Origin of the sequence: Paenibacillus sp. EC2-1 (genome assembly GCF_049311625.1) — a bacterium.
Taxonomy (GTDB): Bacteria; Bacillota; Bacilli; order Paenibacillales; family Paenibacillaceae; genus Paenibacillus_AQ.
The window spans coordinates 1,784,444-1,804,941 of the sequence record NZ_CP186006.1; the positions used below are offsets into that span (position 1 = coordinate 1,784,444).

Annotated in this window: 17 protein-coding genes; 13 read left to right on the forward strand and 4 right to left on the reverse strand. The window is 46.0% G+C overall.

Features of this window, described 5'->3' with window-relative positions:
• Positions 1-69: 69 nt before the first annotated feature.
• Entirely contained in the window at positions 70-1,143 is a 1,074-nt protein-coding gene (gene cax / locus ACK8P5_RS08290; RefSeq protein WP_422661413.1) for a calcium/proton exchanger, read from the reverse strand.
• A gap of 157 nt (positions 1,144-1,300) precedes the next feature.
• Here cax and ACK8P5_RS08295 point away from each other — a divergent pair, with 157 nt between their 5' ends.
• The gene (locus tag ACK8P5_RS08295) at positions 1,301-1,687 is read left to right on the forward strand and encodes an Asp23/Gls24 family envelope stress response protein (protein ID WP_422660471.1); all 387 of its coding nucleotides are present in this window, start codon (positions 1,301-1,303) and stop codon (positions 1,685-1,687) included.
• A 37-nt stretch (positions 1,688-1,724) separates the two neighbouring features.
• Here the strand turns inward: ACK8P5_RS08295 and ftsW are convergent, their stop codons facing one another.
• Complete coding sequence (gene ftsW / locus ACK8P5_RS08300; protein WP_422660472.1) at positions 1,725-2,948, reverse strand: putative lipid II flippase FtsW; 1,224 nt, start codon at positions 2,946-2,948, stop codon at positions 1,725-1,727.
• 10 nt (positions 2,949-2,958) lie between these two features.
• Positions 2,959-3,306, reverse strand: coding sequence for a YugN family protein (locus ACK8P5_RS08305; RefSeq protein WP_422660473.1), 348 nt, complete (start codon positions 3,304-3,306; stop codon positions 2,959-2,961).
• A gap of 275 nt (positions 3,307-3,581) precedes the next feature.
• On the opposite strand from ACK8P5_RS08305, the gene ACK8P5_RS08310 reads away from it, so the two are divergent.
• The 8 genes from ACK8P5_RS08310 (at position 3,582) to ACK8P5_RS08345 (ending at position 11,689) form a co-directional block, all read left to right on the forward strand.
• Positions 3,582-4,085 carry an NUDIX hydrolase gene (locus tag ACK8P5_RS08310; RefSeq protein ID WP_422660474.1) on the forward strand — a complete coding sequence of 168 codons (504 nt, stop codon included), beginning with the start codon at positions 3,582-3,584 and terminating at the stop codon, positions 4,083-4,085.
• A gap of 29 nt (positions 4,086-4,114) precedes the next feature.
• Positions 4,115-5,296: a M20 family metallopeptidase gene (locus ACK8P5_RS08315; protein WP_422660475.1), complete on the forward strand. Its 1,182-nt coding sequence runs from the start codon at positions 4,115-4,117 to the stop codon at positions 5,294-5,296.
• Between the two features lie 159 nt (positions 5,297-5,455).
• The gene (locus ACK8P5_RS08320) at positions 5,456-7,237 is read left to right on the forward strand and encodes a DNA repair helicase XPB (RefSeq protein WP_422660476.1); all 1,782 of its coding nucleotides are present in this window, start codon (positions 5,456-5,458) and stop codon (positions 7,235-7,237) included.
• A complete protein-coding gene (locus tag ACK8P5_RS08325; protein ID WP_422660477.1) occupies positions 7,234-9,111 on the forward strand; it encodes a helicase-associated domain-containing protein in 1,878 nt (625 codons plus the stop codon). The genes ACK8P5_RS08320 and ACK8P5_RS08325 overlap by 4 nt, the downstream gene beginning before the upstream one ends.
• 170 nt (positions 9,112-9,281) lie before the next feature.
• Positions 9,282-9,719, forward strand: coding sequence for a YlbF family regulator (locus tag ACK8P5_RS08330; protein WP_422660478.1), 438 nt, complete (start codon positions 9,282-9,284; stop codon positions 9,717-9,719).
• A gap of 47 nt (positions 9,720-9,766) precedes the next feature.
• Positions 9,767-10,030, forward strand: a complete 264-nt coding sequence (locus ACK8P5_RS08335; RefSeq protein WP_422660479.1) for a YlbG family protein — start codon at positions 9,767-9,769, stop codon at positions 10,028-10,030.
• A 238-nt stretch (positions 10,031-10,268) separates the two neighbouring features.
• Positions 10,269-10,706 (forward strand): hypothetical protein, encoded by a 438-nt coding sequence (locus ACK8P5_RS08340; RefSeq protein WP_422660480.1) that lies wholly within the window; start codon positions 10,269-10,271, stop codon positions 10,704-10,706.
• Positions 10,707-10,819: 113 nt separating this feature from the next.
• Positions 10,820-11,689, forward strand: coding sequence for a PHP domain-containing protein (locus ACK8P5_RS08345; protein WP_422660481.1), 870 nt, complete (start codon positions 10,820-10,822; stop codon positions 11,687-11,689).
• Between the two features lie 160 nt (positions 11,690-11,849).
• On the opposite strand, the gene ACK8P5_RS08350 is transcribed toward ACK8P5_RS08345, so the two are convergent.
• Positions 11,850-13,610: an Rqc2 family fibronectin-binding protein gene (locus tag ACK8P5_RS08350; RefSeq protein ID WP_422660482.1), complete on the reverse strand. Its 1,761-nt coding sequence runs from the start codon at positions 13,608-13,610 to the stop codon at positions 11,850-11,852.
• 184 nt (positions 13,611-13,794) lie between these two features.
• Between ACK8P5_RS08350 and ACK8P5_RS08355 the strand changes: the two genes are divergently transcribed.
• From ACK8P5_RS08355 to ACK8P5_RS08370, 4 genes are all read left to right on the forward strand, one after another.
• Entirely contained in the window at positions 13,795-16,584 is a 2,790-nt protein-coding gene (locus ACK8P5_RS08355; RefSeq protein ID WP_422660483.1) for a calcium-translocating P-type ATPase, SERCA-type, read from the forward strand.
• 72 nt (positions 16,585-16,656) lie between these two features.
• Positions 16,657-17,493, forward strand: coding sequence for a diaminopimelate epimerase (dapF, locus tag ACK8P5_RS08360; RefSeq protein ID WP_422660484.1), 837 nt, complete (start codon positions 16,657-16,659; stop codon positions 17,491-17,493).
• A 163-nt stretch (positions 17,494-17,656) separates the two neighbouring features.
• Positions 17,657-19,531 carry a bifunctional homocysteine S-methyltransferase/methylenetetrahydrofolate reductase gene (locus ACK8P5_RS08365; RefSeq protein WP_422660485.1) on the forward strand — a complete coding sequence of 625 codons (1,875 nt, stop codon included), beginning with the start codon at positions 17,657-17,659 and terminating at the stop codon, positions 19,529-19,531.
• A 38-nt stretch (positions 19,532-19,569) separates the two neighbouring features.
• On the forward strand, positions 19,570-20,454 hold the full coding sequence (locus ACK8P5_RS08370; protein WP_422660486.1) for a YicC/YloC family endoribonuclease: 885 nt from the start codon (positions 19,570-19,572) through the stop codon (positions 20,452-20,454).
• Positions 20,455-20,498: the final 44 nt, after the last annotated feature.

The window sequence follows — 20,498 nt, forward strand, 5'->3', positions numbered from 1 at the left end:
TATATGGAAGCTTAAGCTCCGTATAGCGCGTCTTTTGAATGGAGAAGCAAGAATGTTTGTAATCTTTTTTTACACAAGGTAAAAGGAGAAGCCAAGTATTACATACACAGCCAGCAGCATTAGACCCTCATACCAGTTGGTTGCACCGTCCTGTGTGATGGATTTGGCAATAAAGACGGCTACACCGATCGCGACCAGCTCTATCGTTGTGAATACGATATCCATCGTGTCACCCATGAAAAAGCTGATGAAGACCAGAACAGGAGCAACAAATAGGGCGATCTGCAGGCTGCTGCCCACCGCAATTTCTACTGCCGCACCGATCTTGTTCTTCATCGCTAGCATGATCGCTGCACTATGCTCAGCAGCATTACCTACGATTGCAACAAGGAATGCACCAACAAACAGTTCACTGAGCCCATATTCATGACTTACAGGTTCAAGGACGCCTACTAACCACTCACTGACAAAGGCGACCATAACGGTAGCTACAACAAGGTAAAGAATCGAGCGGCCTTTGGACCAGGTAGGAGCGTGCTCATGAGCCAACTCCTCTTGTTCACCGTCATTGCTGACATCGTTTAAATAATCCTTATGTGTGATCATAGAGAAGAGCAGCCATGCTAGATAAGCGACGATGAGAATACCAGCGACCACGAGACTGAGAAATTTAGTATCCGACTCCGTTATGGAGTGCGTGTTCAGAAATACAGCCGGAATAAAGAGGGCGATAATTCCAAGTATCATCAGGGAACCATTTAATCCTGCAAGTGTAACGTTATATTTCTGAATCTTAAATTTCAGGCCTCCTGCAAATACACTTAACCCTAGAACAAGCAGTAAATTTCCGATGATAGATCCGGTTATGCTTGCTTTAACCATATCGTATAACCCTTGCTTAACTAAGAGGATAGCAATAATGAGTTCAGCAGCATTACCAAAGGTTGCATTCAGGAAACCACCGAGCCGTTGTCCAGCGTAGTGTGCCACGCTTTCTGTCGCTTTTCCGAGAAAGCCTGCGACAAAAATAACCGAAATGGCTGATAGAATAAACTGTAGGGTGAAATTCCAACCCAAGAAATGACCCGCTGCACTAAGTAAGAAAGTAATAACTAACAGCGCTGGACTCAGCCATTTTTTCAACATAAACACCTACCTTATTAATATGTAAAAACTTTAGTATACCTACTTTTATACCCATTACAATGCCTTAAATAAACACAACTTGCAACTAGAGATTTGCTTTTTGGGCCTGTTAGGATTTACAATAACGGATAATGAGGGTGAAGGAGGATATGGCATGGCAGAACAACTTCAACTGGATAACGGTTTAATTCGAATATCGGATGATGTCGTCTCGAAAATTGCTGGAATGGCTGCTTTGGAAACTCCAGGTATCGCAGCGATGTCTGGTGGATTGTCCGAGGGCTGGGCGAAACGTCTTAGCGGCAAAAATGTACAAAAAGGTGTGACAGTAGAGGTAGGTCAGCTTGAAGCGGCGATCGATCTGCGCATTATTGTTTTGTACGAGACACCGATACATGAAGTGTGCCGTATGCTTCAGCAAAACGTTCGTGAGGCTGTAGAGAGCATGACGGGCCTTCGGGTTGTAGAAGTTAACGTTAAAGTAGAAGGCGTAGCTTTCAAAGACGATGAGATCGATGATGCTTCTTATCGCGCTAAATAAGTCGCATAAACAATTAAATTAGCAGAACACAAAAAGACTACCGGGCTGGCCGGTAGTCTTTTTTGACGACGGATTTTACATGTTCTTCTTTATCAGGTCGATTGCTTTCTCTGGAAATACTGAGCATAATCCCCATAGCAAGCATCATAACAAGTAGAGAAGAACCACCGTAGCTGATGAATGGGAGGGTAACACCCGTGATTGGAATGGTGTTTGTCACACCGCCGATATTAATGAACGCCTGAATGGCGATCAAGCCCATAATTCCTATGCCGGTTAATGTACCGAAGGGATCAGGACAGCGGAGCGCAATAATAATTCCCCTCCATATGAAATACAGATACAGCATTAAAAATATCGTCGTACCAATAAATCCGAACTCTTCTCCGATGACGGAGAAGATAAAGTCGTTGTAGGGATTGGGTAGATAATGAAGTTTCTGAACACCTTCACCGTATCCTGCGCCTGTTACGCCTCCCTGGCCGATGGCAATCAGCGATTGAACTAGGTTATACCCGGTACCTGATTGATCCTTGAAAGGGTCAAGGAATGCCTCGATTCGACCCATCTTATAATTGCTACCTGTCTGGCCCTCGGCATCTCCCCCAGAAGAACCGAATAAGGAACCAATTCCAATGGTTAGAACCAATCCAAGCGCAACAAGAGATATACAGGCTGTAATATGCTTCATACTCGCGCCTCCGGCATAAATAATTAGGCCGCATGTAGCTACAAGAATAAATGTCGAACCCAAGTCGGGCTGAAGCATAATCAGACCGGCTACAACGCCTACGATGATCAGTACGGGGAAGAATCCGCCCTTCCATTGACGGATCCGTTCCCCTTTCTTCGAAATCAGAGCTGCGAGGTACACAATGGTAGAGATTTTGGCCAGCTCTGACGGCTGGATTCCCAGCTTGCCGAGATTAAACCAGCTAGAAGCACCGTTGGTGGCCACACCGAGAACAACGACCAGAATGAGCAGAATCATCGTAATGAAAAAGACAGGGATAAATAGCTTTTTATACTTCTTGTAATTAATGTTCATGGCAACCAGCATCACAAATGTCCCGAGAACTGCAAAAATAAGCTGTTTTTTAGAAAAGTAAAACGGGTCATAACTAAATTTTTCAGAAAAAACAGTCAAGCTGGAGCTGGAACTGAACACCATGATCAGTCCGAATCCCACCAACAGCAAGGTAAGGATCAGCAGCTGGAAATCCGGCGTCCCTCTCTTGGGCTGTGGTTTTGTTGTTTTCATAACATTACCATTACGCTTCCAGCAGCGATTTCAGTTCCTGCAACTTCTTATTAGCAAGATTCATAACCGGTTGTGGAGCAGGTGTCTCGTATTCTAGACCGTGTGGGAAGGTTGCCTTTCCCAAGTAAACGGCTTCAATCTGGAGTACAGTGTCAGGCTTCTCCAATTTTCCTTCAACAGCGCGTGTGTTGATGCGGAGGAAGTACTCTGACTCGCTTTTCTTATCTTCGATCTTCAAATCATATGTAGCTCTGTAGTATTCCCACTGCCAGCGGACGAAGCCTACCTTCTCTGCACTTTCATCAAGATAAGCTAAATCGCTTTTCAAGCCATCCAAGCCCGTATTTTCAAAAATCATGGCGTTAGTAACCTCCTTAATTAGTCCCTACAAAGTTCTTTAAATATGATAGTATGTTTCAAGAACTTGTGCAAGCCTGCGGGTTCGTCAATTGTAAGGTCCGACAGGCTGTTGTTATATGAAGAGATATGATGATGGCATATTGATGAATTTGAAGTATATGGGTCAACATATTTCTGATACAATGAAGAATATTATAACTTCCAATGTTTGGGGTTCATTAGCTAGAGGTTTATTAATTCTTATGATGATTTCATAGGAAAAGAGGTGCTATTATGAACCGCGCTATATATCAATCGCAATATTACGTCGTCGAAGAAACGAAGAACCACGAGATAATTGTTCATGACATGATCCCTGAATCAGCTTCAGTGGTCGTCATTCATCAGAATTGTGTGATGCTAGTGCGGCAGCATAGAGAAGCCATAGGTGAACGAACCTTGGAGCTGCCAGGAGGTACTATTAAACCGGGGGAAGAGAAGGTCGTCGCAGTGCAGCGGGAGCTAGAGGAAGAGGCGGGGATCCTGTGCGGTGATATCAAGTATATAGGAAGCGCTTACCCATTGGCTTCACTTGCGAACAGAAGAGTTCATTTTTATTTCACCGATGATGTCCGGCAGGTCACAGTGCTTAGACAGGATAAAGACGAGGACGTTAACCCCGTATGGGTTCCACTCCGGAAAGTTTATCGAGAAGTGAGAGAAGGTAGGAGTAATGACAGCATGATAGGACATGCACTGATGTTATGTGTACTTCATGGATTGCTGAAGTTAGATTGATTCATTGAGACGGGGGAAGGATGAGTGATATGAACGAGGCAGTTGACTTGGAAGGATTATTTCCACAAATGGTGGAATGGCGTCGATATTTACATCAGCATCCTGAAGTTTCTTTTGAGGAACAAAAGACAGCGGCGTTCGTAGAGGCTCGTCTACGAGAAATGAATTATGAAGTAACCTCGGGTCTTGGTGGACATGGCGTTATGGCTATTCTGAAAGGTGGGCAACCCGGGAGGACGGTCGTACTCCGTGCAGATATGGATGCACTCCCGATCCAGGATGAGAAGAACTGTGAATACAAGTCCACTGTAGAAGGTGTAATGCATGCTTGCGGGCATGATGGTCATACGTCTATATTGCTGGCGGCGGCATCGTATTTCAAGCGAATTCAGGAACAGGTTCGAGGAGAGATCAGATTTGTGTTTCAACCAGCTGAGGAGGTATGTCCTGGGGGCGCGCTGGGGATGATTGAGGCGGGGGTGTTAGACGGAGCAGATGTGATCTACGGTTTGCATTTGTGGACACCGCTTGCGCTTGGGAAAGCGTCCAGTGCTCCGGGCCCAATGATGGCGGCGGCAGATGAGTTTTTTATTGATATTATTGGTAAGGGCGGCCATGGAGGAATGCCACATATGACGGCTGATGCTGTAGTAGCGGGTTCTGCTCTGATTATGCAGCTGCAGAGCATTGTTAGTCGGTCTGTCGATCCGCTTCAACCGGCAGTCGTTACGGTGGGAACTATCCAGGGGGGCTCAGCTCAGAATGTAGTTGCTGATCGCTGCCGTATTACCGGAACCGTGCGTACATTTGACGAAGAAACACAAAAGCTTATTCGTACTCGATTAGAGACGATAACGAAGGCCACAGCCGAAACTTACGGAACGGAAAGCTCGGTACAATATCTTACCGGCTACCCAGCTGTTGTGAATGATGAGAAGGAAGCAAAGCGATTTTTCCAGACTGCCCCAAGCATATTTGGAGAGGAGCACGTTATGCTATCTCCTAAGATCATGCCTGCGGAGGATTTTGCATACTATTTGCGTGAGATACCAGGATGCTTTATGTTTGTAGGAGCGGGGAATATGGCGAAGGGGGCGGTTTATCCACATCATCATCCGAAGTTTGACTTTGATGAGGATGCTATGCTCCATGGATTAAAGCTAATCATTGAAATGACTCGTTCCTACCAGGAACAGGATGAACAAATATAGGATTCTGCTTTCCGTTTAAGAGAGTACTAGACGCATTGAACCGGGAGAAATTGGGAAGAGTATAACTATGGGAAGTTCAGATCCGTGTATCAGACGGAGATGAACTTCTTTTTGCGAATAAGGCCAAATATTCAAGGGCCAGCCAAGGAGGACTACATGATGACACAAGACAAGCCGTGCATTGTACAGCGGGATCGGACTATCCTTTTGGAGGTGGGTCATAAAGGTTTCGAGGAAGCCCGTGAGCAATTGTCACGATATGCCGATCTGGTTAAAAGCCCGCCCTCTTTCCATACATATCGAATCACACCATTGTCGCTCTGGAACGCAGCGTCTTCAGGTTGGACAGCCAAGGAAATATGCGAAAGCTTAGAGTCCATCTCACGCTGGGATGTACCCGCTGCACTAAGCGAAGAGATACAGCGTCTTGTAACGAGATATGGACAGTTGTCGCTAATACAGCATCCTGACCGTGAGGAGTCTCTTATTCTCCGAAGCGAGGATGAAGAACTTATGGAGGAGATACGTAGGCAATCGTCGCTCTCCAAGATTGGCCTTCGTTTCATTACCCATTTAGTGGCAGAGATCTCGGCGGACCGAAGAGGGATGTTGAAGCAGGAGTTAACCCGACTTGGATTCCCTGTGATGGACTATGCCGGCTATCAGGATGGGCAATTCCTTCATATTCGATGGCAGGGTGAACAAGATGAAGCAGAGGATAAGAATAAAGAGGAGTCTATATCGGGACAGAAACATCCCTTTCGACTTCGTGATTATCAGCAAGAGGCAGTAGAAGCGTTTCGAGATAGTGGGGGAAAGGGCGGAAGTGGCGTGCTGGTGCTTCCTTGTGGCGCAGGGAAGACGATCATAGGTATGGCAGCGATGCGAGAGCTTCAATGTGAGACGCTTATTCTGACATCGAATACAACCTCTGTCCGGCAATGGATGACAGAATTGGAGGACAAGACAACACTTCAGGCGAACGAAATCGGTGAGTATACAGGACAGCGTAAAGAGGTTCGACCAGTAACGGTGGCTACCTATCAAATTCTAACCCATCGTCATAGTAAAGAGGACGAGTTACGCCATATGAAATTATTTAATGAGCGAAACTGGGGTCTGATTGTTTATGATGAAGTTCACCTGCTTCCTGCACCCGTGTTTCGTGCCACCGCTGAGATCCAGGCAACGCGGCGACTTGGATTAACCGCTACCCTCATTAGGGAAGATGGACGTGAGCATGATGTATTCTCCCTAATCGGGCCGAAGCGTTATGAGATGCCTTGGAAGTCGCTAGAGGACAAAGGCTGGATCGCATCTGTGGATTGTGTTGAAGTGCGTGTGCCCATGCCAGAACAGTTGAAAGAGAAGTGCCTATATGCAGGAACTCGTGAGCAGTACCGATTAGCATCAGAGAATCCAGCGAAGATCGATGTGGTGAAACGGCTGCTGGAGCACCACTCGGGCGCACAGACGCTTATCATAGGGCAATATCTGGATCAGTTAGAAATGATCTCTACTCAGCTCGGTGTTCCACTCATATCTGGCTCAATGCCACAGTCACAGCGGAATGAGCTATATGCGGCTTTCAGAAAAAGGGAACAACAGGTCCTTGTCGTTTCGAAGGTAGCCAATTTTGCAGTGGATTTACCAGATGCGTCTGTAGCTATTGAGATTTCTGGTAGCTTTGGTTCGAGGCAGGAAGAAGCACAGCGGCTAGGTCGTATTCTTCGTCCAAAATCTGGAGATAACAGAGCATATTTCTATGCGCTCGTATCGCAAGACAGCCGGGAGGAGACATTTGCACTCCGGAGGCAACTGTTTTTGATTGAACAGGGCTATCGGTATCGAACAGTGACGGAACCCAATTTAATAAACGATACAATGCAAGCTATTGAAGATGATCCGGAACTTGGGAAGGAGGCGGCAGGTACGACATGAGCTTAGAACCATTGTCCAAATACGAAAGACTTGTGTTGCAGCGAATTTGGTTATCCTATGCAGGGCAAGTGTTTACAGAGGAGAAATTGCTCGGACTTAACCTGCTGCCTTTGAGTGGCGCTGAAGTCATGACAGCTTTTCTAAAGTTGCGGCAAGAAGGATGGGTCTGTGCGGTCAAAAAGGCCTGGGGTGAGCGATTGTGCTTCATCCCTTCGGACAGATTACTTATGATTCAAGCTGCATTCTATCGCCCATCGAAGGAACTAGGCGAGGTTTCCATAGCTTCTCTGATATTCGAGGCGAAGCCGGGACTTGTGCTAGATGTATTTAATGCATTGGTGTATACCGCCAAGAATGAGGGGCTCCCCTTAACTTCAAAAGGCACCATACATAAGAAGCATATCCAAAAGCTAGATGATGAAAAGGGTCTCACTGGCGAAGATATCGCTGCAATTGGACTGGAATATGCGCATTCAGACGTGTATCCGCTGCGTGTTGCGGTAATGCTCGACTTGATGCTTAGTCTAGGTCTGCTAATCAAGGAGAGTCACGCCTTCGTGTTGAAGGAGGATGCCGTAGAAGAATGGATGGATCTGTCATGGGAGGCAATGAATCATCTTCTTTTTCAGAGCATTATGGAAAGATACGGCCGTACCAATCCAGAAATTCAGCATTTCAGGCTACTGTTATGTCACGAAGCATTTAAAGATAACACATGGTACGATGTGAGCCGGATGCTGGATGAAATGATAACAGAGGGAATGGTGAATCCCGAGCATCGGGATGAGCTATATGAAAAGGGGAAAGCATGGCTTCGCTTCCTAGCTGGTGCGGGCTGGGCGGATGTTGGCATAAACGGTGAAGATCATTACCTGATTCGCTGGAAGGTTCCGATAAGAGAGCTAATTCATGGCGTTATTACGAGAACGACTGAATCAAAAAATGGCTATTTATTTGTTCAACCCGATTATGAAGTGTTGGTACCGCCAGAAACCCCTTTTGCCGTTCGCTGGCGACTGGCTCGTTGTGCCGAGCATATATCTGATGATCATATGTCCGTTTATCGTCTAACGAAGGGATCTGTTGCGCTTGCAGCGGATCTGGGGATTAGACCGGAGTGTGTGGCTGATTTTATAACTGAACAGGCGCTGACAGGCATGCCTGATAACGTAGAGGCTGCCCTTGCACAGTGGGGAAGAGAAGTGGGAAGAACCTCTTTTGCAGAATTGACAGTCTTGCAGTGTGAAACTTCCGATGAAGGCGACCAGATTGCGGCTCATCCTAAACTTACTGAATGGATACATCGTTTGGGTCCGTTGCATTTTGCAGTGCAGCCACAGCGTGTTTCTGAAATTAGAAAAATATTAAACGTAGCAGGTCTTCCGCCAAAACGACAGATCGGCGGATTTGAACAGGTCTTGGGATCAAGTACCTCTCATTCAGCTACGGATGACTATGTTGATGATGGAGCTTTACGCGATCGATATTTTGAAGGGGACTTTAACCACTTCGCATTTCCAAGTCTCGTGTACAGTGGAAGAAATGAGCACTACTATGAGCCGGATGTAGACATACCAGATAACGCAAGTTTATTTCCTGGACTTGAGAAGATTCCGGTGATGTGGACAAGAGATTGGCGTACATATCATGGTACAACAGCTAAACAGATATTAGAGCAAGCGTTAGATTGGAAGATTAAAGTGGAGCTTAGTATAAAGAATGAGAGAGTGGTGTTCATTCCACAGCGATTGCTTCGCAATCCATGGCGTATGCTAGGAATGATCTTTACACCAGATAAGACGGAAGCGGTAACGGTTGAGCTTGGTGAAGGAGATTGGCAAGAAATGAGGCTCATTGTACCTGATTTATCGTGAGGATAACAATCACTTAATCAAGGAGAAAGCCCTCTCATCTTGGAACGGAATGGTTCAATCTGATGAGATTCAAACTGTAGTTTCCCCCTTCTTAAGCAGCGACTGATATGCTATGATAAAGAAGTCCACCTTTTAAGGAGGACTAATCTGTAAAGAAGTGGGATGAGATCATGAGCGTATCAGAATTGAACACGGTTGATATGGCCGAGGTGCTCACCTACGCCTATGAATTGGGTGACATGATTAATGCTTCCGTCGAAGTGGCGGATTATCTATATTGGAAACAGGCCGTCGAGAATGATCCGAATATTCAGGCTTTGATCCATAAGCTTGAATCGAAGAAGGAATTATTCGAAGAGACCCAGCGGTTTGGTCATTTCCACCCGAACTATCATTCAGCGAAGGATGAAGTTAGCGCGGTAGAAGCAGAGTTGGAAGCGTTTGAGGCTGTTGCGCGCTTTAAACTTGCTGAGAAGAACTTGGATGACCTTCTGTTCAATATGTCGGAGAAAATTGCACTATCAGTTTCCGACACGATTAAAGTACCTAGTAATAATGCTCTTCCGAAGAAAGGTTGCGGAAGTGGCGGCGGTTGCCAGTGTGGCTAGCGTAAGGCGTAGATAGAGATAGAGATGAAAGAGAGGCGAGACTACGGATGTTGGCGGAACGAACGGGTTATATTATTTGGGTTAGTGATGTGAAGGCAGCTAGAAACCTTGAAAAGTATGGTAGTGTACATTATATCTCGCGCCGTATGCAATACGTTGTGATGTATGTAAATGCAGAGCGGGCGGAAGAGACTGTTAAGAATATTCGCAGACTTTCCTATGTTCGTAAAATCGAACGCTCATACCGAAACGAAATCAAGACAGAATATAGCAGTAATGGGCCTGACAAGACCAAGTTTTTCGGACCTTGAGTTTGTTCCCGATTCTGGGGTCTTGCCCGTAATATCTATAACGAAACACTTAGCAGCCGAAAGGCTGCTTTTTTTTAATTCTGAAATACGTGTGGTTTTTTAGGCTGGAATTTTTTTAATATTCAAGAACTATTCACAATGAGAAATGTTTCTGCCTTGTGCATAATTAAGGAATGATGTAATATGTTGGGTATATATACATAGATACAAAGACCCATTTGGTGGAGAGTGATTATCCATGCGCGACAAAGGGACTGAGCGGTGGAGCACCTACGAACCGTTTTACATTACGTTAAATGATAAGAAGGTAGCTGACATTGTAATAACGAATCATGCAAAGAGCCGATATACGGATCGTGTGGAGCACAGTGATACTCCACATGATGAGATTGGAGCATGGATGTGGGAATGTTTAAAGCAGGATCGCATTGTTCCGTATTATCGAAATGAGCAGGACGTGTATCTTATTGATGATGATCTTGTTGTGGTTGCGGAGTTTTCGGAGTTAGAACATGAACGTGATCTAATTGGAAACCCTCTTCATCGAATGATCATCGTAACTTTTCTGGGAAGAATGTCAGAGACAATAGAACTTCGGGATTTGAAATCCTATTACTCGTGGCTGCGCCATTCTCGGCGTATGACGCTAATTAAGAACAGTCGTAAACGGAAGTAAGCATGCGTGCAGTTGCACGGATGCCTTTTTTTTGTACCAAAGAGATGGAATCCGCTAGAATGAAGGAATAATAGTGAATAAGGAAAGGGGCTGTAAAGATGGATGATCGTCCAATGAAATCAATCAACGCCATCCAGAAAGGCTGTGATCTACATACCCATACGCAAGCATCTGATGGAATGAACGAACCTACCGAAAATGTACGCCTTGCGTATGAAAAAGGATTATTTGCAGTTGCAATTACCGACCACGATACGGTTTCAGGCGTTCAAGAGGCGATGGAAGCGGGAGTGAAGTATGGTGTTAAGGTGATTCCTGGAGTGGAAATCAGCACGATGACTGGTGGAATAGATATTCATATTTTGGGTTATTTTGTAGATGCGAACAATCCTGAATTTTTAAACCGTCTTGCTAATCTCCGAAATACGAGAAATGAACGAAATGGGAAAATCATTGCCAATCTTCAAAAGCTTTGGATCCCTATTACGATGGAAGAGGTAATCTCTGGATTAGAACGTGAACTAAAACCAGACGAGAGTATCGGGCGTCCACATATTGCAGACACTCTCGTTCGAAAGGGATTCGCCACGGATATGCGTGATGCGTTTGATCGATATTTGGCACAAGGAGCTCCTGCATATGCTCCTCAGCCTCGAATTTCACCTCAAGAAGCATGTCAATGGATTAGGGAGGCCGGTGGGACGGCGGTACTGGCGCATCCGGGGTTATATGGTGATGATAAACTTGTTAGATCCATTCTTGAGCAAGCGCAGTTATCTGGCATTGAAGTATTTCATTCGGATCACAACCAAGAGGACGAACTTCGTTATTTGACATTGGCGGAGGAGTTTAAACTGATCGTTACAGCGGGTTCTGATTATCATGGTGAGCGGCAGGGCGTTGTGTTTCATGGAGACCTTGGAGATAAGAGGGTACCCGAAGAAGTATTGGAGCAGTTAGAGTCAGCGCGGGGAAGGTTTTAAAGATTCGTAACTAGGAGCCACGAATATAAAGTGTGGTCGATCGTGATATATATATAAAGAATCAGGGATATCCGGGGTTTAAGACCCTTTGGATATCCCTGATTTTGTCTGTAATGACTGAGGCTTAGACCTGGTGGTAATAGATTTTGCTGACAAGTGACTAGTTACGCTGATTTTTGATTACACTCGGCAGACTTTTAATGAGCTTCTCATCAGGTGTCACAAACAATGTCTTCTGGTGATCATAGATCACAAATCCGGGTTTGGATCCGCTTGGTTTACGAACGTGTCGGATTAGTGTGTAATCCACAGGGACACTACTGGATTCTTTAGCCTGGCTGTAATATGCGGCAAGTTGTGCGGCTTCCTGAAGTGTATCCTCGCCGAAGCGATCGCTGCGGATAACGACATGAGAACCCGGAATATCCTTCGTATGTAGCCAAGTATCATTCGAAGAGGCCAGTCGGTTCGTGACATACTCATTTTGCAAATTGTTCTTACCTACGTATAACTCGATTCCCTCTGAGGATGTATACATATGCAGGGTCGGCTTGTCGTTCTTTTTCTTCTTACGGGTCTTGCGGCCACGGTCGCGGAGATAACCTTGCTGCACAAGTTCATCTCGAATCTCGTCGATATCATTCATTGACGCATGAGAAAGCTGTTGCAGCAGGTTCTCAATATAACTAATCTCCTCGTGTGTCTTGATGAGCTGTTCATCAATAACGGCTAAGCTGTTCTTGTATTTATTGTATTTCTTAAAGTATCGCTGCGCATTATCGGAAGGAGAAAGCAAGGGATCAAGTGGAATGATGATCGTCTTCTGATCCTCGTCGTAGAAGTTAACGAGTTCCACTTGCTTGTCTCCTTTTTGGATCATATGCAGTGAAGCAAAGAGGAGTTCTCCTGAAATACGGTACCGGTCAGCATCTCCTGCTTCTTCCAGATCCTTGTTCAGATTGTCCAGCTTCTTGATGTTTTTAGACCGCTCGTTCTGCAGGAAGCGAAGGAGGTCACTCACCTTCTGCTTAACGGTGTCCCGCTGAGCCTTGTCTCCATAGTAATCTTCTAGGCATTTGCTTGTTGATTCATAGGTCTTCGTATCTCCTGTAAGCATCGTTAGTGGTATAACGGAGAATATGAGTTTTCCTTTGGCGTTTAATCCAGCTGTCGGCGTAAATCGATAGTTTCTGACATCTTCCATGACCTCAGAGAAAGCGGTCCATAAACCGCCACAATTCTTCTCCGTACCCACATCTTCTGTGCTAGATACATAACCAGCTCGGTGGGCTATTTCTTGTGCCGCTAACGGACTCATTCCACTAAAAGAATCTACGAGCCAAGTTATAGGGTTATCTGGACTAACAAGGCAGGATTCTCGGAATGCTTCCTGTTCGGTATCGAGCGGATTCAGCTTATTCTGCTGAGGTGGCTCTGTATAAGCAAAACCTGGCATAATGACCCGGTAGCTGCTAATGGCCGGTGTGACATGATGAATTCCATCTAGAATGGTGCCTGTGGATGGATCTGTCAAAATAATATTGCTGTGACGCCCCATAAGTTCGATGATGATCAGCTTGGAGGAAAGATCCCCGAGCTCATCCCGCTGACGAACACGGATATGAATTATCCGTTCCATCCCCACCTGCGTGATCTCCTCAATAATCCCACTCTCACAATGCTTACGCATTAACATGCAGAACATAGGCGCTTCGCTTGGGTTGACGAAGGTCTCTTCTGTTAGATGTACCCGCGGATACGTTGGGTTTACGGATAGCAAAATCTTGGCGTTTCCTTGCTGTGTGCGGATATGTAATACAATGTCGCGTTCGTTCGGTTGATATATTTTACTGATCCGGGCGCCTTTGCAGGCCTCAAGCTCATGCACGATCGCCCGTGTTACGATTCCATCAAGTGCCATTGGTCATTTCTCCTATCTGCTAGCATTGCCCCTACTTCATTCCTTCTCTATGATGCCACACTTCAGGCAAAAACTTAATAGCTATGCTGTGATATTTGTGAACCTGTCCGAATACATTTACGTTGAGAGGTGGAAAAGCTGTCATCCGCCGGAACAGGAGAAACGACCGGGAGGGAAAGGAAGCATGGAACAAAAGTTATGGCACCAGATGGATGTTGATGAACTGCAACAGGTGATGCGGGTGCATCCGCAGCAGGGCCTCACGGAAGAGGATGCTGAAGAAAGACGTAAAAAAAGCGGTTGGAACGAGTTGTCCGAAGGAGCAAAAATATCTCCGTTCACGCTGTTGTTGAATCAATTCAAGGACTTCATGGTGCTTGTGCTCCTTGGTGCCACATTGGTATCTGGATTGCTTGGAGAATATCTGGATGCCGTGACGATTATCGCGATCATACTGATTAATGGCGTGCTTGGTTTTGTTCAGGAGTTTCGGGCAGAACGTTCACTTCGTGCGCTGAAGCAATTATCAGCACCGACGTCTAAAGTACTTAGGGATGGCAAAGTTATTCATATTGCCGCTAAAGGACTGGTCCCGGGAGATGTCATTTTGGTGGAAAGCGGTGATCGGATCCCCGCAGATGTTCGCTGGTTGGAGACAAGCAGTTGCAGTGTGGAGGAATCGGCGCTAACCGGAGAGTCACTACCTGTAAATAAGCATTCGGAGGCCATAGCCGAAGAAGATGTGCCACTTGGGGATCGTAAAAATATCGGTTACATGGGCACGATGGTATCGAGAGGGACTGCAAAAGGCGTGGTCATCCGCACAGGGATGGATACCGAGATGGGGAAAATCGCTGATTTGATCCAAAATACAGAATCGCAAGAAACTCCGTTACAGCATCGTCTCGAACAGCTCGGTAAGATTTTAATTGCTGTATCTCTCGTACTCACGATTCTCGTTGTTGTGGCTGGTATTTTGCATGGTCAGCCAGCATCAGGGATGTTCCTTGCAGGTGTTAGCCTTGCCGTTGCTGCTATTCCTGAGGGATTACCGGCCATCGTCACGATTGCACTGGCTCTCGGTGTACAGCGGATGATTAAACGAAAGGCAATCGTTCGGAAACTCCCATCGGTTGAGACGCTCGGCTGTGCTTCTGTCATCTGCTCGGATAAGACAGGCACGCTAACCCAGAACAAAATGACGGTAACTCGTATCTGGCTTGATGGCCGAATGATGGAAGTGACAGGTCAAGGATACGAACCTCTTGGTCAGATTCTAAAGAATGGTAAGCCCATTGAATTACGAACAGATCAGACTTTGAGAAGACTTTTGCAAATAGGTGGATTGTGTAATAATGCAGAAATCTATGAAGATATAGCTGAAGCTCCAAAGATGAAGAAAAAGAACAAAAATGAAGCAGTATCAACCAATTGGGAGCTTAAAGGAGACCCGACGGAAGGAGCGCTACTTACGCTCTCAGCCAAAATGGGGTTAGGACAAAGCGCATTAGCTACCACATATAAGCGGGATAAGGAATTTCCATTCGATTCCGAGCGGAAGCTGATGTCTGTCGTTGTCAGTCATCAGGGAGGTCGACTGATATGTACGAAAGGTGCTCCTGATGTACTTCTGGATGCCTGCGCGTATATTTTATGGGAAGGTAATATCGTGCCTTTAACTGGAACCTTACGGCAAAAGGTACTTGCTGCGAACGAATCGATGGCTTCCTCTGCACTGCGGGTGCTCGGAATGGCTTACCGTGATCTCCGTTCTTATGAAAAACCAGAGACGGAAACGGAAGCAGAATGCCAGCTGATATTCGCAGGTCTTGCCGGTATGATCGACCCGCCGCGGCGTGAAGTTCGAGATGCTATTGCAACCTGTCGCCGTGCAGGCATTAAAACCGTGATGATCACGGGTGATCATCGGACTACAGCGGAAGCTATTGCGAATCAGCTTGGCATTATGCCGCGTAACGGTCTTTCGATGTCTGGGCAGGAGCTTTCTAGGCTTGACGACAAGGAACTAGATGCGAAGGTGGATCAGACCTTTGTCTATGCGCGGGTATCACCGGAGCACAAGCTTCGAATTGTGAAGTCGCTTCAGCGAAAGGGTCATGTCGTAGCTATGACCGGAGATGGTGTCAATGATGCGCCTGCGATCAAGGCAGCTGATATCGGGATTGCGATGGGGATTACAGGGACGGATGTTACAAAAGAAGCATCGGCTCTTGTGCTGAGCGATGATAACTTTTCAACAATCGTAGCAGCGATCGAAGAGGGGCGAAGCATCTATGAGAATATCCGCAAGTTTATTAGGTATCTCCTCGCCTCAAATGTTGGCGAAATCCTGACCATGTTCTTTGCTATGATGATGGGTCTGCCGTTACCGTTAGTACCGATACAGATTCTATGGGTTAACCTTGTGACTGACGGTCTTCCAGCGATGGCCCTTGGTGTCGATCAACCGGAGAAGGATCTTATGGAACATAAACCTCGGGGTGCGAAGGAGAACATATTTGCAAGACGTCTCGGATGGAAAATTATTAGCCGTGGAGTGTTAATTGGCCTGTGTACTCTGGGGGCGTTCTGGCTTACATTACGAACAGCACCTGATCAGGCAGGGCAGTTGGCTAAAGCGCAATCTGTTGCTTTTGCCACTTTGGTCATGGCACAGTTAATTCATGTATTTGACTGTAGAAGTTCCAGATCCATTTTCCACCGGAATCCGTTTCAAAATAAATATTTGGTACTCGCTGTACTCTCATCCGTTCTTCTCATGCTGGGTGTTATGTATATTGAGGCGTTGCAGCCAATCTTCAAGACGGTTCCGCTTGGACTTCGGGAGTGGGCAATTACACTTGTTGCAGCTGGTATACCAACGTTCTTAATGGGAATAGGCAGCGTATGGGGAGGAAAGCGTCATCGTAATCGTCGCAACATGATGACGAAAAGTGCAAACCTTTCGGCATAAAGTAAATTTGAAAACCCATCTTTCTGCGGTATGCTGATTTTCATCAACAGCTGCAGAGGAGATGGGTTTATTATGATATTCACGAAAATGAACGGACTCGGAAATGACTTTATTATCGTATATGGCGAGCAAGATCTGCCTGTTAATGCTGCAGAATTAGCTGTAAAATGGTGCAACCGATTTTTTGGGATCGGGGCTGACGGACTTGTGTATATCTTGCCTTCTGAGAAAGCAGATTTTCGGATGAGAATTATAAATTCTGACGGTTCAGAAGCAGAGCAATGCGGGAATGCCATTCGTTGTGTGGCTAAATACGTATATGATTACGGGTATACCGTGAATAGTGAGATTACAATTGAAACGATTGGAGCAGGTGTTCAAAAGGTTGGTCTTCGTTTAGAGGGGGATGTGGTCAAAAGCGTACGCGTTGACATGGGAGAACCGATCCTAGAAGGTTTAATTATTCCTACTACACTGAATCAGAGTCCTGTTGTGAATCAATCCATTGAGGTGGATGGACAGGAATTCAAATTTACAGCAGTGTCGATGGGGAACCCTCACTGCGTAATCTACGTGGAAGATGCCACTCAGTTCGATCTATCCTTGTGGGGGCCAAAGCTTGAAATTCATCCGTTGTTCCCTAAGAAAATTAACGTTGAATTCGCGACTGTTCGAGCTCGGGATTATGTGGACATGCGAGTGTGGGAACGTGGGGTTGGACCTACACTAGCTTGTGGGACAGGCGCATGTGCGACGTTAGTGTCTTCCGTACTGAATGGTACTGCCGATCGCGCTGCGGTAATCTCACTGAAAGGTGGAGACTTATTCATCGAGTGGGATGAGAAGGATAATCATGTTTATATGACGGGGGCGGCTGATATGGTATATGAGGGAAGGGTTCCAGAGTAAGTGCATATTTTGAAATTTTCTTTGAGCTGACGGACTAATATTGGTAAAATAATGAAAGATAAAGAGACAAAGATGGGGTAGAAGGTACCCTCTTTGTCTCTTTATCTTTTGGAACCATTTATGATACATTAAGGTGAAACTACAGTCAGGCGGGGGGAGTACGATGAGACCGGATCTGCGGCAAGCATGGGGAAATAAGGTACTAATCGGGGACGGGGCGATGGGTACATTTTTATATCAAAAAGGGTTTCCAGTAGGAATATCTTATGAAGAGTTAAATTTGATCTCACCCGAGGTTATAGGTGATGTTCATCGCCAGTATATAGAAGCGGGTGCCCAGATACTTGAGAGTAACACTTTCTCAGCGAACTACGACAAGCTCTCCAAATACGGTCTGGAATCCAAAGTGGATGAGATTAACCGGGCCGGAGTAAGGATTGCTCGTGAAGCTGCTGGCAAGAATGGCTATGTTCTTGGAGCGATGGGTTCCATTCGTGGGGGAAAGCGGAATAATATTTCAACCGATGAGTTGAAGAAGTACTTTCAGCAGCAGATTCATTCTCTACTAACTGAAGGCGTGGATGGAATATTACTAGAGACATTCTATGATGTTGAGGAAATGCTGCTTGCCTTGTCCCAAGTTCGCAAGGTAAGCGATGTGCCTATCATCTCGCAATTCGCAGTAGAGGATATCGCTCGGACGCTTGATGGATATACCATGAATGAAGCGCTTCGTATCGTACATCAGGAAGGTGCTGATGTATTCGGATTTAACTGCCGCACCGGACCTAACGGCATGCTGCGTGCATTGGAGACGCTTCAGGGTTATAAATCGATTCCTATCTCTATATTCCCAAATGCAGGGATTGCGGATTACGTGGATGGGGAATACCGTTATGGAGCGAGTCCAGAGTACTTTGGTCAGATGGCGTTAAAGTTCGCTGAGCAGGGAGCTCGAATTATTGGTGGTTGTTGCGGGACTACTCCAGCCCATATTACTAAGATTGCAGCTGCGCTCAGTGACTATCTTCCAGCGCCTTTATCAGACACTCCTATCGAAGAGACGGATCGAATCGTACTGCACGAACAGGTAGAACCACAAGAAACGGTAGAACGCGGCGGAGAACCTACGCTTGTTGATCTTGTGAAGGAGCGGCATACCGTCATTGTCGAGTTGGACCCTCCACGCGATCTGGATATCACGAAGTTTATGAAGGGTGCTGAAGCGCTCAAAAGAGCCGGGGTAGACGCGCTTACGCTGGCTGATAACTCGCTTGCTGTGACTCGAATGAGCAACATGGCACTTGGACACCTTGCCTTTAGTCGTACTGGAATCCGGCCATTGATTCATATTGCTTGCCGAGATCGGAATTTGATCGGAACACAGTCCCACATGATGGGCTTTGATGCACTTGGTATTGATCATGTCCTCGCAGTAACGGGTGACCCTGCAAAGTTCGGAGATTTGCCTGGTTCTAGTTCCGTTTATGACCTGACCTCTTTTGAGATTATTCGAATGATTAAGCAGCTCAACCAAGGTGTAGCATTCTCAGGTAAAACGCTCAAGCAGAAGGCGAAGTTTGTTGTTGGAGCAGCGTTTAATCCGAATGTAAGGAACCTTGATAAAGCGGTTCAGCGCTTGGAGAAAAAAATAGCAAGTGGTGCGGATTATGTCATGACCCAGCCAGTCTATGATCCAGAACTCATCATTCAGTTGAAAGAGGCTACTAAGCATCTAGATATTCCTATTTTCATCGGGATCATGCCTTTAGCAAGCGGACGAAATGCAGAATATCTTCATAACGAGGTCCCAGGTATTCAATTGTCTGATGAGGTTCGTCAGCGGATGGCGGGGCTAGAAGGCGAAGAGGGCCGTGCAATGGGTGTGAAGATCGGCAAGGAATTATTGGATGTTGCAACAAAACATTTCAATGGTATATATTTGATGACTCCGTTTATGTTTTACGAGATGAGTGTTCAGCTGACAGAATACGTATGGGAGTTATCAGGGCGCCGATTGTCCCCCTTGTTTCATTAATAATTTTCAATTACAATAGTATAATGGATGTGATTCCGATGTCATTAAGTATGACCGGATTTGGTCAATCTGCCATCAAATTTGAAGGTTATACCGTTATCTTTGAAGTGAAGTCGGTCAATCACCGGTATTGTGAAGCAGTATTCCGCATGCCGCGCGAATGGGCCTATTTCGAGGATTCTTTAAGGAGAACTGTACAATCTCGAATTTCTCGAGGGCGGATCGATGTTTACATTAATAAAGAGAGCGACGGCGAGAGCTTCTCGGCGGTCCTTAATCATGCGATGGTTAAGGCTTATTTGAAAGCCGCGGATGAATTGGAGTGCTACGGCATTGAAGGGAAACCGACAATCACTGACATTCTATCATTGCCAGATGTTTTGGTCAGTCGAAGCGAACAGCTGGGGGAAGATAAACGCCAGCAGTGGAGCGAAATGCTCTGCAGAGGGCTTGACGAGGCATTAGATGGACTGATGCAAATGCGCAGTGCAGAGGGAACTCACTTAGCCAAAGATATGGAGCAGCGGATTGAACGCCTTCAGCTCTTGCAAGCAGAGATGGTGAGCCTGGCACCGACCGTGACGGATGAATACCGGACACGCCTGCGTCAGCGATTGGAGGTCTTGAATGACGGCTCGTTGACTTTCGATGAACATATATTTGGAATGGAAATAGCTTTGTTTGCGGAACGCTCCAATATTGATGAGGAACTTACTCGTCTGTATAGTCATTTTGAACAGTGCAGACAGCTACTTCATCAGAGTGGTCCTGTAGGACGTAAGCTGGATTTTCTAATCCAGGAAATGAACAGGGAAGTCAATACGATTGGATCGAAAGCCAATCATCTGACTCTGGTAAACCGTGTTGTCGAAATGAAAGCGGAACTGGAGAAGATTCGTGAACAAGCCGCAAATGTAGAATGAACAGGCTTATTCGGCAAATAGAGTCAAATGTATAGGGGGAGCAA